This window comes from Parvibaculum sp. (assembly GCF_045863935.1).
Lineage (GTDB): Bacteria > Pseudomonadota > Alphaproteobacteria > Parvibaculales > Parvibaculaceae > Parvibaculum.
Window position 1 is genome coordinate 38,314 of sequence record NZ_BTVP01000003.1, and the last position, 14,730, is coordinate 53,043.

At 63.7% G+C, this 14,730-nt stretch carries 14 protein-coding genes; 10 read left to right on the forward strand and 4 right to left on the reverse strand.

What is annotated here, in order from left to right:
• Window positions 1-66 precede the first annotated feature (66 nt).
• From ACKUUH_RS02220 to ACKUUH_RS02235, 4 genes are read left to right on the forward strand one after another with little or no spacing between them, the layout of a single operon-like run.
• Window positions 67-1,230: an MlaE family lipid ABC transporter permease subunit gene (locus ACKUUH_RS02220; RefSeq protein ID WP_407948220.1), complete on the forward strand. Its 1,164-nt coding sequence runs from the start codon at window positions 67-69 to the stop codon at window positions 1,228-1,230.
• Window positions 1,227-2,006 carry an ABC transporter ATP-binding protein gene (locus ACKUUH_RS02225; protein WP_407948221.1) on the forward strand — a complete coding sequence of 260 codons (780 nt, stop codon included), beginning with the start codon at window positions 1,227-1,229 and terminating at the stop codon, window positions 2,004-2,006. The genes ACKUUH_RS02220 and ACKUUH_RS02225 overlap by 4 nt, the downstream gene beginning before the upstream one ends.
• Before the next feature lie 5 nt (window positions 2,007-2,011).
• Complete coding sequence (locus tag ACKUUH_RS02230) at window positions 2,012-2,920, forward strand: MlaD family protein (protein ID WP_407948222.1); 909 nt, start codon at window positions 2,012-2,014, stop codon at window positions 2,918-2,920.
• Window positions 2,921-2,931: 11 nt separating this feature from the next.
• Window positions 2,932-3,594, forward strand: a complete 663-nt coding sequence (locus ACKUUH_RS02235; protein ID WP_407948223.1) for an ABC-type transport auxiliary lipoprotein family protein — start codon at window positions 2,932-2,934, stop codon at window positions 3,592-3,594.
• Here ACKUUH_RS02235 and ACKUUH_RS02240 read toward each other — a convergent pair.
• Window positions 3,591-5,795, reverse strand: coding sequence for a hypothetical protein (locus ACKUUH_RS02240; RefSeq protein WP_407948224.1), 2,205 nt, complete (start codon window positions 5,793-5,795; stop codon window positions 3,591-3,593). The genes ACKUUH_RS02235 and ACKUUH_RS02240 overlap by 4 nt on opposite strands.
• A 350-nt stretch (window positions 5,796-6,145) precedes the next feature.
• Here ACKUUH_RS02240 and ACKUUH_RS02245 point away from each other — a divergent pair, with 350 nt between their 5' ends.
• The gene (locus ACKUUH_RS02245; protein ID WP_407948225.1) at window positions 6,146-6,532 is read left to right on the forward strand and encodes an Hpt domain-containing protein; all 387 of its coding nucleotides are present in this window, start codon (window positions 6,146-6,148) and stop codon (window positions 6,530-6,532) included.
• A 644-nt stretch (window positions 6,533-7,176) separates the two neighbouring features.
• Here ACKUUH_RS02245 and ACKUUH_RS02250 read toward each other — a convergent pair.
• Together ACKUUH_RS02250 and ACKUUH_RS02255 are read right to left on the reverse strand one after the other, a co-directional pair.
• Complete coding sequence (locus ACKUUH_RS02250; RefSeq protein WP_407948309.1) at window positions 7,177-8,295, reverse strand: NAD(P)/FAD-dependent oxidoreductase; 1,119 nt, start codon at window positions 8,293-8,295, stop codon at window positions 7,177-7,179.
• Window positions 8,296-9,361: 1,066 nt separating this feature from the next.
• Window positions 9,362-10,885, reverse strand: coding sequence for an alkaline phosphatase family protein (locus ACKUUH_RS02255; protein WP_407948226.1), 1,524 nt, complete (start codon window positions 10,883-10,885; stop codon window positions 9,362-9,364).
• 213 nt (window positions 10,886-11,098) lie between these two features.
• Between ACKUUH_RS02255 and ACKUUH_RS02260 the strand changes: the two genes are divergently transcribed.
• Window positions 11,099-11,419: a 2Fe-2S iron-sulfur cluster-binding protein gene (locus ACKUUH_RS02260; RefSeq protein ID WP_407948227.1), complete on the forward strand. Its 321-nt coding sequence runs from the start codon at window positions 11,099-11,101 to the stop codon at window positions 11,417-11,419.
• 10 nt (window positions 11,420-11,429) lie between these two features.
• Here ACKUUH_RS02260 and ACKUUH_RS02265 read toward each other — a convergent pair whose 3' ends face one another.
• Window positions 11,430-11,735: a chorismate mutase gene (locus ACKUUH_RS02265; RefSeq protein ID WP_407948228.1), complete on the reverse strand. Its 306-nt coding sequence runs from the start codon at window positions 11,733-11,735 to the stop codon at window positions 11,430-11,432.
• Window positions 11,736-11,961: 226 nt separating this feature from the next.
• Here ACKUUH_RS02265 and ACKUUH_RS02270 point away from each other — a divergent pair, with 226 nt between their 5' ends.
• The 4 genes from ACKUUH_RS02270 (at window position 11,962) to ACKUUH_RS02285 (ending at window position 14,681) form a co-directional block, all read left to right on the forward strand.
• A complete protein-coding gene (locus ACKUUH_RS02270) occupies window positions 11,962-12,993 on the forward strand; it encodes an NAD(P)/FAD-dependent oxidoreductase (RefSeq protein WP_407948229.1) in 1,032 nt (343 codons plus the stop codon).
• Window positions 12,994-13,014: 21 nt separating this feature from the next.
• Complete coding sequence (locus ACKUUH_RS02275) at window positions 13,015-13,338, forward strand: 2Fe-2S iron-sulfur cluster-binding protein (RefSeq protein WP_407948230.1); 324 nt, start codon at window positions 13,015-13,017, stop codon at window positions 13,336-13,338.
• A 64-nt stretch (window positions 13,339-13,402) separates the two neighbouring features.
• The gene (locus ACKUUH_RS02280) at window positions 13,403-13,804 is read left to right on the forward strand and encodes a DUF3574 domain-containing protein (RefSeq protein WP_407948231.1); all 402 of its coding nucleotides are present in this window, start codon (window positions 13,403-13,405) and stop codon (window positions 13,802-13,804) included.
• Window positions 13,805-13,811: 7 nt separating this feature from the next.
• Window positions 13,812-14,681, forward strand: a complete 870-nt coding sequence (locus ACKUUH_RS02285) for a hypothetical protein (RefSeq protein ID WP_407948232.1) — start codon at window positions 13,812-13,814, stop codon at window positions 14,679-14,681.
• Window positions 14,682-14,730 lie beyond the last annotated feature (49 nt).

Below are 14,730 nucleotides of genomic sequence, written 5' to 3' on the forward strand. Positions count from 1 at the left end.
GCGATCGGCAGGCAGAGTGGCTACTTGAGCAGGGTCACTGCCGAAATCGGGGGAATTTTGGCCGGATTGAGCAGTCGCGGGGCAGAGAACGAGGCGGACGAGCCCGCCTCATACCGCACGGACATCGAAAACCGGGTGCTCCGCCTCGAAGCGGCGGGCAACTGGTCCATTGTCCACCTCAACAAGGTGGATGGCGAGTTGCGCAAGCTCGCCGCGAAGCCCGGTGATGCAAACCGCGCCGTGATCGATCTCTCCGCCGTCTCGCGCTTCGATACGGCCGCCGCCGCCATCATATCGCGCACCGCGGCCCGGTTCGAGGAGCAGGGCCTGCGGGTGGATTTCGAAGGCGTTTCGGAAGCGCAACATCTTCTGCTCGACAAGGTCGGAGGTTTCGGTGAGCCGGAGCCCGTGCGCCGGCCGCCGGTGCCGCTCTATCTCCAGATCCTCGGCAAGATCGGCGAGACCTCGCTCATCATGGCCGCCGAGGCCCGCGCCATGCTCGGCTTCGTCGGTGCCGTCATCGTCACCGTCGGGCGGACCATCGCCAATCCGCGGCGTTTCCGCCTGGTTCCCTTCGTTCATCACATGGAGAAGTCGGGCTTCGACGCGCTGCCGCTCGTCTGTCTTCTCACCTTCCTGATCGGCGCCGTGGTCGCCCAGCAAGGCGCGGTGCAGCTCCGCCAGTTCGGTGCGGAAGTCTTCACCGTCAATCTCATTGCCATCATTTTCCTGCGCGAAGTGGGGCTCCTTCTCACCGCGATCATCGTGGCCGGCCGGTCGGGCAGCGCCTTCACGGCCGAGATCGGGTCGATGAAGATGCGCGAGGAAATCGACGCCATGCGCACGCTCGGCCTCGATCCGATGGACATGCTCGTCCTGCCGCGCGTCGCCGCGCTCACCGTCACGCTGCCGCTCCTCACCTTCATTGCCGATGTCATGGGCCTTGTCGGGGGCGGTCTTGTCGTCTTCTTCATGCTCGACATGTCGCCCGGCGTCTACATCACGCGCGTGCAGGAGGCGGTCGGCTTCTGGACCTTCGGCGTTGGCCTCGTGAAGGCGCCTTTCATGGCCGCGGTCATCGCGCTGGTCGGCTGCCGCGCCGGGCTTGCCGTCACGGGCAGCGCCGAATCCGTCGGCGCCATGACCACGAGTTCCGTCGTGCGCTCGATCTTTCTCGTCATCATTCTCGATGCGCTGTTCGCCATGTTCTTCACGGCGGTGGACATATGAGCGCGGGCCGGAAAGGGGAGCCGATCATCGAGGTCGAGGGGCTCGATACGCGCTTCGGCGACAATGTCGTCCATGAGAATCTCGACCTCACTGTGAAGCGTGGCGAAATCATCGGCATCGTCGGCGGATCGGGCACGGGCAAGTCCGTCCTGCTCCGCACCATTCTCGGTCTCAAGCGGCCCGATGCCGGCCGCATTCGCGTCTTCGGTCTCGATTTCGCGCAGCTTCCGGAGGCCGAGCGGCGCTTGAACGAGCAACGTTGGGGCGTGCTCTTTCAGGACGGGGCGCTCTTCTCCGCACTCACCGTCGCCGAAAACATCCAGGTTCCCTACCGCGAGCATCTCGATCTCTCGCAGGAGCTGATGGACGAACTCGCGGCGGTGAAGATCGCGATGGTCGGTCTTCGGCCCACTGCGGGGGCGCTCTATCCCTCGGAACTCTCGGGCGGCATGCGCAAGAGGGCGGGGCTTGCGCGCGCGCTCGCGCTCGATCCCGAAATCCTCTTTCTCGATGAGCCGACGGCGGGCCTCGACCCGATCGGCGCCGCCGCCTTCGACGAACTCATCAACGATCTCAAGGAAACGCTGGGCCTCACCGTTTTCCTCGTCACGCACGATCTCGACACGCTTCATGCGACCTGCGACAGGATCGCGGTGCTTGCGGAGAAGCATGTTATCCTCGTCGGCACGATCGACGACATGTTGCGTAGCAGCCATCCCTGGATTCACGAATATTTTCACGGGCCGCGTGCGCGCGCGGCTCTTGCGGGTAAATAAGGGTCATGGAAATCAAATCCAACAACGTCCTGATCGGCGCTTTCACGCTGGCCGCGATCGTGGGCATCTTCCTGTTCCTGCTCTGGGTGAGCGGGGTGCAGCTCAACAAGCAGTTCGCCTACTACAGGATCGTCTTCGACGGCTCGGTCTCGGGCCTCTCGGAGTCTGGGCCGGTGCAATATAACGGCCTTCCCGTCGGCAAGGTCACCGACCTTCGGCTGATGGACAACAACCCCAACAAGGTTGTCGCCATCATCGAGATCGATGCGCGCACCCCGGTGAAGGAAGATTCCATCGCGCAGCTCGAACTCTCCGGCCTCACCGGCGTTGCCTTCATCCAGCTCACCGGCGGCAGCCCGGAGTCGGCGCCTCTCGTCGCGAAGCCCGATCAGGATTATCCCGTCATCCGCGCCGCGCCGTCTTCGCTGCAGGACCTTTTGAAGAGCGGCCCCGAGACGCTGCAGAACGCGAACGAACTCATCGAGGAACTGAACAAGCTCGTGGCGGAGAACCGGAGGTCGGTGAACGAGGCGCTTTCCAATCTCGCCGTCATGTCGAAGGCGCTTGCCGACAGTTCGGACGACGTCACGGTCGCTCTCAAGCAGCTCTCGGAAGCCTCGCGCCATCTGAACAGCATCGGCCGCAGCGCGGACGATCTCATGAAGGACGACGTCAAGGCCTTCATCGGCGATGCACGCGAGGCCGCGCGCGCCTATCGCGAGGTCGCCGAGGAGCTCGATGCGGTCCTGAAGCAGAGCGGTCCCGGTCTCGGTGCCGGACTGGCGCAACTGCCGCAACTCGTCGCCGAGACGCGCTCGCTCGTCACCTCGCTCGACCGCATCGCCTCGCGGGCGGAAGACGATCCGGCGCGCTTCTTCGTCGGCAGAAACGTGCCCGAGGTCGAGGCGAAATGAGGAATGGAACGATGACCCGATATACGGCGCTCTTCTCGCGCCTTCTGCTTCTCGTCTTCGCGGCGTTGCCGCTCTCCGCCTGCGCGCTCGCCGATATCGCAAGCGGACCGCCGCCCTCGCTCTATGTGCTCACCGCGCCGCAGGTCGAGGTTCCGGCGGGCCCGGGCGCCACGGCACAACTCGTCGTCGAGGAATTCGCGGCGCCTGCCGCCATCGACACGGCGCGCGTGGTCTACAAATCCTCGCCGCATTCGATCGCCTATTATGCCGGTGCGCGCTGGGCGGACCGGGCGCCACGCATGATCGCCTCGCTCGCCGTCGAGACGCTGACCGGCACGGGCCGCTTCCCGGCCGTCACCGGTCCGGGCGCGCGGGTGCGCATGGACCTCGCGCTGTCGGGCGACATTCGCGCCTTCGAGGCCTATCGCGCTTCCGCCACGGGCCTCGGCGAAAGCGCGACGGGTGTCCGTGTGTCGCTGTTCGTGCGCCTTGTGCGGCTGCGCGACCATTCCATCGTCGCCTCGCGCGAGTTCACGGCTGAGGCGAAGGCGGGCAGCGGCATGGACGGGGTCGTCGCCGGTTACGACGCCGCCCTCGACGAGGTTCTCGCCGCCCTCGCGCTCTGGACGCTCGAACAGTCGCTCGCGGCGATGCCCGAGAAGGCGGGGCGTTAGCTCAGCTTCCCCGTCGCCTGGCCGAGCATGAGATAGACCTTGCCCGTGTCCGAGGTGAGGTAGGTATCCACGAGAATATTGTCGCGGTCGCGCGACGTCGCGGCGCCGAGCAGTTCCTCGAAACTGCCGAGGAAGCGGTCGACATGGGCGCGGAACTCGCTTTCCTTGCGGTATTTCTGCGCAATGCGGTCGTAGAGCTCGCGGCCCGCGAGATTGTAGAGACGGCGGGTGAAGACGTTGCGTTCGCCCGCCTGGTAGCGCTGCCAGAGTTCCGGCGGCGGGCTTTGTTCGAGCGCGCGGTCGAGGTCGATGGCGAGCGCCTGCAGCGTTTCGATGACATGCAGCGAGGCGCGCTGGAAATCGCGTTCGTTGCCGGCGAAGGCGTTCGGGCTGCCGCCGCGCCGTTCGGCTGCCGCCAGCAGTTCCGACATGCCCCAGCGGCGCTGGTCGCCGCCCGCGCGCTGTATTTCGGGCAGCGGCGCCGCCGCCTGCGGAAAGCTGCGTTCGGTGGAGGCCGGGTAGGGTTGCGGCGAGGAGCGGTCGAGCGTGCGTGCATGGCGCACGACGATTTCAGCGATGGTTGCGAGCGCCGATATCTGTTCCTCGAGCACGTCCTTCAGCGCGTTGGCGCTCTCCGCCGCTTCGGCGGGAAGCTCCGACATGCGGTTTGCGAGTTCGTCCGTCGCCTCGTGCAGCGCGCGTCCGGCCTCGCGCGCGGTGCCGCCAAGGCCGATCATCGCGGCGTTGAAGCGGTCGGTGGCGTTGTCGCCATCGGCCGCCGCGCGTTCGACGAGCGCGCGCAGTTCGTCCGTCTTCGCGCCCACCTTGTCGCTCATCGTTTCCGTCGCCTGGATCACGTCGCTGGAGAGCGTGTGGGTCGCGGCAGTGAGCCGTTCCGTCGTTGCCGCGATCGCCTCGCTCGCCGCGCGCGACACGTCGTTCGACAGCGCGCCCGACGCCGCCTTCAGTTCGTCCACCGTCGCACCGATGGCGCGCGTCGCCGCGCCCGCCGAGCGGCTCACCGAGGTCGAGGCGTCGGCCGCCTCGTCGGCGCCGCGGCGGATTTCGCCGGCGATGCTTTCGCGAAGCGCGGCCGCGCGTGCCGCCGCCGCCTCGAAGATCGTGTCGAGGCCGGCGCTCAGGCTCGATACGGCCCGGCTGATTTCCGCCGTGTGACGGGCAAGCGCCTTGTCGGCCGCGCTCATGCCGTCGCGATGCGCCTCGAACACGGTTTCGAGCCGCTTGTGTTCTTCTTCCAGCCGTCCGGCGGCCTCCGCGACGATCTCGCGCTGGAGCTCGTAGCGCTTGCCGATTTCGTCCGCCTTCGACAGCGCCGTCTCCGCCACGACTTCGAGGCGCGAGCTCTGCCGGTCCAGCATCGCCGCCGTCTGGTCGGCGCCCGCGCGTGCCGCCTCGCTCGTGCGCGACAGGGCCTCCGCCTGTTCGGCCATGCGCTTGCCCGCGGCGTCGAGGTCGCCTTCCGCCTTGCCCGCAACGCCGCGCACGGCGTCCACCTGTTCGCGGATCGCACGCGAAATCGTGTCGCTTTCGCTGCCGAGCGTCCGGGCGATTTCCTCCAGGCTCTGCTTGTGGCGGGCGAGGAGGTCTTCCATCGTCCGTGTGCGGAATTCCGCGCGGCCCGAACCCCGGTCGATCTCCTCGACCTCGCGTTCCACGATCTCCCGGAGGTCGCCTGCCTGCTTCAGCGCCGCGTCGAGCCCTTCGCGCATCGCATCGAGTTCGCGGCGCACGGCCGACGAAATCGTCGTTATCTGGTCGGTCGCGAAGTCTTCTGGATCGGACAGGCGGATCGCCGTGCGGGCGAGCGCTTCCGACATGAGCTTCATTTCCTGTCCGCGCCAGATCGTCCAGGCGAGCATCCAGACGAGGAGGAGGGGGCCTGCCGCCGCCGCCACGACGGCGCCGGTCTCGAATTCGCCGAGCGCAGCCAGTCCCTCCGCGCCGTAGCGTCCCCACAGGAAGGCGGCCACCGCGCCGAGCCACAAAAGGCTCGCCAGCGCCGCCGCCAGCGGAATGCGCCTGGAAGGCCGCCGCGCGATCATGCGATAGAGCGCGCCGCCCGTCGGGCTGTCCTCGTTCGCCGCGCGCACGGGCGCGCCTGCCTCTGCGGGTTTTCCGGCGGCGGTTTCGCCGGGCGTCTCCCGCGGCGTATCGGAGGAGGCCAGATCCTTGTTTTTCATGAGCTTTCCCGGCGTCTGCGTCATTGCAGCCATCTCAAGTTGTCGGACCCCGGCAAGGGCGTCAACCATGTCGCGCGCCGCCCTGCTGGCGACAAAGAAAGCCCCCGCACACGGGGGGCATGCCGGGGGCAATTTTGAGGGGCTTACGCAGGACCGCGGCAGCCATTTTCACAAGGTTCTTCCGCGGCCCGTGTGTCTCACATTAGACCCTGTTTACCATAACTGCAAACGTGGGATGCAGCGCCGCGAACGGCCATTTTTTCGGGCGCGGGGAGACCCGCTTAACCAATCGGTATCGTCTTCGCTCCTACCATGAGGACATCAAATCGGAAGGCACAAGGAGCGGCGGCATGAGACTCATGAGCCTCGCAAAGCGGATGGAACCCGGCGCCGCTTCACAGGATGCGCCCTGCGGCGCGGGACGCCCGATCGACCTCGTCCACCTCTCCAAATACACGCTCGGCAACCGCTCGCTCGAAAACGAGCTGCTCGGTCTCTTCCGCAACCAGGCGGATGTCTATATCGCGCGGCTCGACGAGGCCGCCGACGACACGGAATGGAAGAACGCCGCCCACAGCCTCAAGGGTTCCGCCCGTGGCCTCGGCGCCTGGACGCTTGCCGATCTCGCCGAAGAGGCCGAGGCAACGGCGCTCGCCGCGCGCGCGGGCATCATGGCCCGCATCCGCGAAGCAACCGCCGCCGTCAACGCCTTCATCGACAGCTTCATGGAAGCGTGACGCGGGAATTTCTCCGGTCTGCGAAATAATTATCGTCATTGCGAGGAGCGGCTAAGCCGCGACGCGGCAATCCAGGAGCCGCTTGCTCCGCGCCGGCCGCTCTGGATCGCCACGGCCGCCTTGCAGGCGGCCTCGCGATGACAGTCCGTAGGGAAGTGCCGGGATGACAAAAGAGATTTTATCAGTCTACAGAATAAAGTTCGTCATGGCCCGGCTTGCCCCACTGCTGTCCGGTTTAATTTTCAATCCCGAATTTAACCGTCATGACCCGGCTTGTCCGGGTCATCCACGTCTTTCTTTCCTGCCTTCCGTGCCGCAAAGACGTGGATGGCCCGCATAAAGCGGGCCATGACGGCTTTGGGTTTTGAAAACGGCCCGGCTTTCTGAATTCGGAGCCGATCGGAACATCCGGGTGATCCAGTAAACTCAATTTCGCGGTTCCGAGTCCCGAGTGCTGGCGAACAGGCGTTTCGCTCGCAAAATCAAAAGCTTGAACCAGCCCGGGAAAATTTAAACCGGACAGCAGTGGGCTTGTCCGGGCCATCGACGTCCTGGCTGCAACGCAAGAAGAAAAAGACGTGGATGGCCCGCCCTTCTTTGAAATCACGGTGGGCGGGTCATGACGGTTGAGAGGCAGGGCAGGCCTACTCCTCCACCATCTCCTTCACCATTTCCGCAATCGCCAGCGATGCCGTCAGCCCCGGGCTCTCGATCCCGAAGAGATTGACGAGGCCGGGCGTAAAGTGATCGAAGTAGTCGGATATGCGGAAATCATAGGACGGCCAGCTCGGTCCGTTCTGCTTCGGGCGCACGCCGGCATAGGCGGGGGCGAGCGCGCCGTCCTTCAGTCCCGGCCAATAGCGGCGGATCGCGTCGTAAAAGAGCGCCGCGCGCGACGGGTCGACCGCATAGTCCGGTTCCGTTCCCTCGGGGACGTCGATCCATTCGACATCAGGTCCGAAGCGCGCCTGACCGCCCATATCGAATGTGAGGTGAATACCAAGCCCGGCTTCCTCGGGCACTGGATAGATCAGTCTTGAGAAGGGCGCGCGTCCCGTCAGCGAAAAATAGTTTCCCTTGGCGAAGAAGGCGGGAGGCCTGCCCCAGGGATCGAGGCCTTCGATCTGTCCGGCCAGCGCGGGCGCCCAGAGCCCGGCTGCGTTCACAACCATCCGTGAACGGAGTTTCATTGGCTCTGCGCCCTCTACATGGACGGCAAAACCGGGTTTTTCCCTTCCAATCCTGGTCGCCGTCGAGTGAAAGGCGATCACGCCGCCCGCATCCTCGAAATCGCCCTGTAGGCTCAGCATATAGGCATGCGCATCGAAGATTCCGGTGGAGGGGGAGAGCAGTGCCGCCTCCACCCGGAGCGCCGGTTCCATTTCCAGCGCCTCGCGCTTCGTCAGCTCGCGCAGGTCGTGCACCCCGGCCTCCGGTGCGCGCTTCGCGATGCCGTGGAGTTCGGCAAACTCGCTCTTCCGCGTCGCGACGATCAGCTTGCCGCATTTCCGGTACGGCAGCCTGCGCGCCTCAAGATACGCATAAAGCCGCTCGCGGCCCTCCACGCAGAGCCGCGCCTTCAGGCTTCCGGGCGAATAATAGATGCCTGCATGGATCACCTCGCTGTTGCGCGCCGAGATTTCCGTCCCGATAGCGCCATGCCGCTCCAGCACCACCGTCTCATGCCCCGCCAGCGCCAGCGCCCGCGCGCAAGCAAGCCCCACGGCGCCTGCGCCGATTACCACGGCATCGATTTCGTGCATGTTGGTCAAAGAGGACGGCCTTCTTTTCCCTCGCCCTTATGGGGAGAGGGGTGAGAGGACGAAAGAAAGCTCCAGAGGAGCTTTCGTCCTCGAACGCCCGCCGAAGCGGCGTCAGCCGCGAAGGTGGGAAGGGTGAGGGGGCTTTCTATCACCTGAGCATTCTCTGCTTGATTGCCCGCGTGCGTCAAAGCTGTGCCGGAGAAAGGGGAGGGAGGCAAGGGGCTCTATCTACAGAACGTCATTGCCGGGCCGGACCGCAGGTCCGTGACCCGGCAATCCAGCATCCGCGCAAGCGGCGCCCTCTTCACATGACTCTGACCCGGTGTTCGCAGCAGCCCTGGATGCCTGGGTCGAGCCCACTGCTGTCCGGTTAAGCGGACTCCGGTTGCAGAAGTGAGGTTGTCGACTCCAACCAAAGTCGTCATGGCCCGATTTATTCGGGCCATCCACGTCTTTTCGGCAGGTAAAAACTGAAAAGAAGAAAGAAAGACGTGGATGACCCGGACGAGCCGGGTCATGACGAAAAAGGGAGAAAGTGCCGTGTCGCAAGTGGATTGAATCAAACCCTGCTCTTCTTAACCGGACGAGAGTGGGTCGAGCCCGGGCATGACGTGAAAGGGAAGCGGTCCAAAACCGGGGACAAGTTTTCGGGAAGAATCTTCTCCCCGCTTCCGGGGATAACTCGGCCTCTGCTCGCCGCGCCGCAACATATCCCCCTCATGCACCCGCGAAGAGAGGCGGCCCAAAAGACCGGCCGGAAAAATGCGGAGCGGGGATATCGGCGCCGTTTTTAACAGTTCGATGACATTCCGGTGACAGTCGCATCCGGCTTATCCCCGGCCTTCCAATCTTCCAATGAATTCAGCGGGTTGGGAGAGGGCGGCAAACCCCGAATTGTGACAGTGGGGTGCGAAAAGCCGTGATTTGTCCCCGGATAGCGCTGATTTAATCCCCGGCGGCCGGCCGGTTTATCCCCGCAAGACACGCGATCTATCCCCGCCAGCGCGGCGGTTTATCCCCGGAAGAGGCGCCGCCCGCGTGGGCCGGAAAACCATCCGTGAGCGGATCAATATCGCGCGGCGGGGCGCGCCACCGGCCCGTCATCCGTGATCGAGATGTGGGTCAGCGTCTGCTCGTCATGGTTCATGCGCCAGGAGAGAAGCCGCTGCGCATAGTCGAGCATCACGGGCAGGTATTCGGGGTCGTTCGCGCGGTTCACGAATTCGTCCGGGTCTTTTTCGAGATCGAAGAGGAGCGGCGGCAGCTTCGTGAAGTGCACATATTTGAATTTCTCGTCGCGGATCACGTTCATCGTGCATTGATGCATCGTCAATCCCAATCGCTTCTCCGCGCTGTCGTCGGCGGGGTCGCGGAAGTCGAATTCCCAATGCGCTTCGCTTCGCCATGTCGTTGGTTCGCGGCCTTCGAGGAAAGGCCTCAGCGATGCGCCGTCGCATTGCACCGGTATCTCGGCGCCGATCAGGTCGAGCATGGTCGGCATGATGTCGACATTCTCTGTGAAGCGCGTCACGCGCGTTCCGCGTGCGCCGTCCGCCGCCTTGCGCGGGTCGCGGATGATGAGCGGGATGCGGTAGGACGCATCGAAATAGCCGCATTTTCCGATGAGCCAGTGATCGCCCATCTGCTCGCCGTGATCCGACGTGAAGACGATCAGCGTGTTGTCCCAGCGGCCCGTTTCCTTCAGGAAGGCGAAGACGCGGCCGAGCGCTTCGTCCACTTCCGACATCAGCCCGTAATAGACGGCCTTCAGCCTGCGGAGCTTCTTTTCGTTTGCCGGTGCGCGGAAGAGCTTGCGGCCAAGCTGATGTTCGAGCCAGGGATGCTGCGCGCCTTCCGCGTCATGCGTTTCCTTGCGCGCGAAGCCCGGCACCGTCTCCGGATCGTACATCGCGTTGAAGGGTTCGGGCGCGACGAAAGGCGGGTGCGGGCGCAGGATCGAAAGATGCGCGATGAAGGGCGCCGTTGATTCCGCGATGTAGCCGATCAGGCGATTGGTGAGATAGGACGTGTCGTCGATCTCCTTCGCATAGACGAGCGGGCGGGGTGCCGCCGCACCGTCTTCGTATTCGGGGCCCGGTGCGCGATGTCCATAGGCGAAGCGAATGTCGTCCGGCACCTCATGGCCGTTTTCCTTCAGCCAGTTCGTCCATGGCGTCGGCCATGTGCCCATCATGCAGACAGGGCGGATGCCGGGCAGCGGTCCTTCATAGGTTCTGAGCCAGGGGCTTTCGGGATCTTCCTCGCGCGGGTCCTGGCTCGTGTCCGTGTATCCGAAGAGAACGGGATCGTAGCCGTGGCGTCCTGCTTCCTTCGCCCAGTTGGTGTGGCGCGCGTCGAGCGGCGTTCCGTTGGTGCCGGAGCGGTGGTTCTGCAGATACATGCCGGTGTGAAGCGAGGCGCGCGAAGGGCCGCAGGGAACGGCGTTCGCATAGTGCCGGGTGAAGAGCACGCCGTCCTTCGCCAGCGCGTCGAGGTTCGGTGTCCTGACCGCCGGGTGCCCCAATGCGGAGAGGCATTCGCCGCGCCACTGGTCCGCCGTGATGAAGAGAATATTGAGCCTGTCCGCCATTTCCAGCCCTTCCGGTCCTTGGTTTCCTGAGACTATGCGACGCCCGTGACAGGCGGACAACGGGCGCGATTATGAGGCTGACGCTGCGTCGAAAAAGCGCTCTCCCGATTGAGGGGTTGAAAAGAAATCGGCCCTGCGTCATGTATGTGCCGGTCCTTCGCGGGGCCCTCCGGCGCGGCCGGTTCCTTCCACCTCCGGACTAGAAAAAGCAAGATGGCGAAGATCACCTATATCGAGCACAACGGCACGGAACACACCATCGATGTCGAGAGCGGCATGACGGTGATGGAAGGCGCCATCAAGAATTCCATTCCCGGCATCGATGCGGATTGCGGCGGCGCCTGCGCCTGCGCGACCTGCCATGTCTATGTCGCGGAAGCCTGGAAGGGCAAGGTCGGCCCGGCCGAGAGCATGGAAGAAGACATGCTCGACTTCGCCTTCGACGTGCGCGAGAACTCACGCCTGTCCTGTCAGATCAAGGTGACGGACGACCTCGACGGCCTCGTCGTGAACCTGCCCGAAAAGCAGTTCTGAAGCGTTTTTCTCAACCGTTCGCGGCTGACTTCTTCTTTCCGTCGAAGACAGAGAATTCGTGCTCGATCGATTTTTCGATCAGCAGACGCCATATCGGTTCGGCGATGGCGCGGCTAAGGCCTGCCCGGTCCGCCTCCGCGAGTACCTTCTGCACCACTTCTTCGATCCGCGCATCGTCGCGCACGGCCGAGCGCTCGCCCTTGATCGCGCCGGCCTGCTCGATGTAGCCCTGCCGCTCCGCAAGCAGCTTCACGAGCTCACGGTCGATCCTGTCGATCTCGTTGCGGACTTCCGGCATCGTGTTGCATTTAATCATTGAGCGTCTCCGGCGGGTGGGTGTGGCACGACGTCATGCAGCCATGCCATACGCGCAGCGTAAGATAGGCATGGGTGAAGGTTTGTCACGGCCAATCGGGCAATTTTTTGCTTGGCGTTACGGGATCGCGGACCTATATAGGCCCGAAAGGTTGTGAAATATAAATAATCACACTTTTTATAGGTAATTATGCCCCTGCGGCGGGCGGAACGACAGGTGACCGAGAATGACTCAGGAAGCGATCTCGACGGATGTGGTGATCATCGGAGCCGGACCCTGCGGGCTTTTCGCAGTGTTCGAGCTCGGCCTTCTCGACATGAAGTGTCACCTTGTCGACATTCTGGACAAGCCAGGCGGGCAGTGCGCCGAGCTCTATCCGGAAAAGCCGATCTATGACATTCCGGCGCTTCCCGTCGTCAGCGGCCATGAACTCACCGAGCGGCTGATGGAGCAGGCCGCGCCATTCGGTCCGCAGTATCACTACAACGAGATGGTCGAAGAGCTGGAGAAGCTCGAAGACGGCCGCTTCCGCGTAAAGACCGATGGCGGTCTCGTTTTCGAAGCAAAGGTCGTCGTGATTGCGGCGGGCGGCGGCAGTTTCCAGCCGAAGAAGCCCCCAATTCCCGGCATCGACGCCTATGAAGGCAAGTCCGTCTTCTATTCGGTCAAACGGATGGAAAGCTTCCGCAACAAGAAGGTGCTGATCTCCGGTGGCGGCGACAGCGCGCTGGACTGGACGATCAACCTGCAGCCGGTCGCGCAGTCGATGCAACTCATTCATCGCCGTGATGGGTTCCGTGCGGCGCCGGATAGCGTCAACAAGATGCATGCGCTGGTGGAAGAAGGAAAAATGCAGTTCCATCTCGGCCAGATCACGGCACTGCATGGCGATAACGGTCAGCTCACTGGCGTCACCGCGAAGGGTAACGACGGTAATGATTACGAGATCGAATGCGACACTCTGCTGCCGTTCTTCGGTCTCACCATGAAGCTCGGTCCGATCGCGAATTGGGGGCTCAACCTTCACGAGAACCTTATCCCGGTCGACACCGAGAAGTTCCAGTCGAGCGAACCGGGCATCTTCGCCATCGGTGACATCAACACCTATCCGGGCAAGCTGAAGCTCATTCTCTCCGGCTTCCACGAAGCGGCGCTCATGGCGCAGGCCGCTTTCAAATATGCCAACCCGGACGCGAAGGTCACCTTCCAGTACACGACGTCGTCGACCAGCCTGCAGAAGAAACTCGGCGTCGCCTGATATCCATTCCGAGGTCAGTTCATGCGTATCATCCTTGTCGATGGCAAGGGCCGCGAGCGCGAGCTTGAGGCTATTGAAGGGTGGCGGGTGATGGAAATCATCCGCGATCACGGGTTTCCCATCGTGGCGGAATGCGGCGGTGCCTGCGCCTGCGGCACCTGCCAGGTGGAGGTCGATCCTCAATGGGCCGCGAAGCTACACGAGCCACGTGGAGATGAGCTCGACATGCTCGACCAGAATTATGGTGGCGAGTGGTCGCGCCTGTCATGTCAGCTCATCATGACGCCTGAGCTCGACGGGTTGCGTGTTCGGCTTGCCGACGTTGCGATTCGCAAGGCGGCCTGACCCCGAGGCCTCGCTGGACAAACCCTCTCTCAAGCTGCCAACTTGGCGAAAAGGGAGGGGCTTCTTGCGCCATTTTTCGCTCATTATCGCTCTTGTCGTCGTGCTCATCGGAAGCGGCAATGCCCTGGCGGGCTCAGCCGATGCGGTCGAAACGACGCTCTATTTCGGGCTCGATCTGCCGGACGGCGGCACCGTGAGCGAAGAGCAGTGGGCCGGCTTCCTTGCTGATGTCGTTACACCGCGCTTTCCGGACGGGTTCACGGTTCTCGATGCCTATGGACAGTGGCGCGACCCTGAGTCGGCCGATGCGCCGGTCATTCGCGAGGAGACCCGGATCATCATCATCGTTCATCCCGAGACGTCAGCCGCTGAAGGCGCCATCGGCGAAATAAAATCCTTCTACAAGACAAGCTTTGGCCAGAAATCCGTGTTCCACACACAGACGCAAGTGCGTGTCATAGAGTAGGCGTCCGATGTTCGCGGTTTCCCGTCCCGTTGAAAAAAGTTTCGAGATCTGGCCCGGCAAGCTTTCTTTCGCCGCTGTCGGCGACGGTTCGCGTGAAGCGCTCGACGTCGCGATGGACATTGCCCGCGAACTTTCACGCTCCGTGCTTGAGGATGCCGAACTGCTGGCGAAAGGTGCTGCAAATGCTCTGCCTCGGGGCAGGGCGGGGCGGATTGCAGTAGAGACGGTAAATCTCTTTCGTGAGCTTATTCCTTCTCTCGAGTTTCCTCCCGTGTTGGCGGCTTTACCGGGTGCGGTCTGCGATGCCATGCTTGAGGGTATGCTCGATGCCTCGCGTCAAAATGGCGGCGCGGAATTCATCGTCGTATCGCATGGTGATGTGCTTGCCCTCCATCAGGAACCGGGCGTGGCGGCATGCCCCGAGGGAGGCGTTCAACCGGTGCTTGGCGAATTTGTTTCTGCCTTGGGGGCGGGCATCCATGGCGGCGCGGCTCTGGGGGGCAGCCGCTCCTGTGTTCCGACCAGCGGGGCGCTCGACATTGTCGCGGTTCAATCGAAGTCAGCGTCGGCGGCAGGGCTTGCTGCCGCAATCGTTGCCGACGCCGCAGGCGATACAGTTGCGGTGCCGCGAGGTTCTGCGCCGCGCGACCGGCTGTTTGCGATGGCGTGGCGAGAGCGAAGCATTGCTGCATCGGTGGGGCTCGTCGAACCGGAATTGATCTGGCAGGCGCTTTCCGCGTCGGTGCGGCAAGCGGCTGCGCTCAGGGACAAGCGCTTGCTGCGCGCGGCGGCGCTCGGCTTCAAGGGGCGCGGCCGGACGGTCGGTCCGGTCGACGGCGACAGGTTGCTTCGCTTTGGCGTTTCGGAGTGGCGCTAGCGGTGGAGGGAGGCCATACTGGCGCCGGTTTTTTTCGCCGGGGAGGGCG

Coding starts and splice junctions, on each gene's coding strand:
- ACKUUH_RS02225 (WP_407948221.1), top strand. CDS start 1,227: ATGAGCGCGGGCCGGAAAGGGGAGCCGATCATCGAGGTCGAGGGGCTC.
- ACKUUH_RS02230 (WP_407948222.1), top strand. CDS start 2,012: ATGGAAATCAAATCCAACAACGTCCTGATCGGCGCTTTCACGCTGGCC.
- ACKUUH_RS02235 (WP_407948223.1), top strand. CDS start 2,932: ATGACCCGATATACGGCGCTCTTCTCGCGCCTTCTGCTTCTCGTCTTC.
- ACKUUH_RS02240 (WP_407948224.1), bottom strand. CDS start 5,795: ATGAAAAACAAGGATCTGGCCTCCTCCGATACGCCGCGGGAGACGCCC.
- ACKUUH_RS02245 (WP_407948225.1), top strand. CDS start 6,146: ATGAGACTCATGAGCCTCGCAAAGCGGATGGAACCCGGCGCCGCTTCA.
- ACKUUH_RS02250 (WP_407948309.1), bottom strand. CDS start 8,295: ATGCACGAAATCGATGCCGTGGTAATCGGCGCAGGCGCCGTGGGGCTT.
- ACKUUH_RS02255 (WP_407948226.1), bottom strand. CDS start 10,885: ATGGCGGACAGGCTCAATATTCTCTTCATCACGGCGGACCAGTGGCGC.
- ACKUUH_RS02260 (WP_407948227.1), top strand. CDS start 11,099: ATGGCGAAGATCACCTATATCGAGCACAACGGCACGGAACACACCATC.
- ACKUUH_RS02265 (WP_407948228.1), bottom strand. CDS start 11,735: ATGATTAAATGCAACACGATGCCGGAAGTCCGCAACGAGATCGACAGG.
- ACKUUH_RS02270 (WP_407948229.1), top strand. CDS start 11,962: ATGACTCAGGAAGCGATCTCGACGGATGTGGTGATCATCGGAGCCGGA.
- ACKUUH_RS02275 (WP_407948230.1), top strand. CDS start 13,015: ATGCGTATCATCCTTGTCGATGGCAAGGGCCGCGAGCGCGAGCTTGAG.
- ACKUUH_RS02285 (WP_407948232.1), top strand. CDS start 13,812: ATGTTCGCGGTTTCCCGTCCCGTTGAAAAAAGTTTCGAGATCTGGCCC.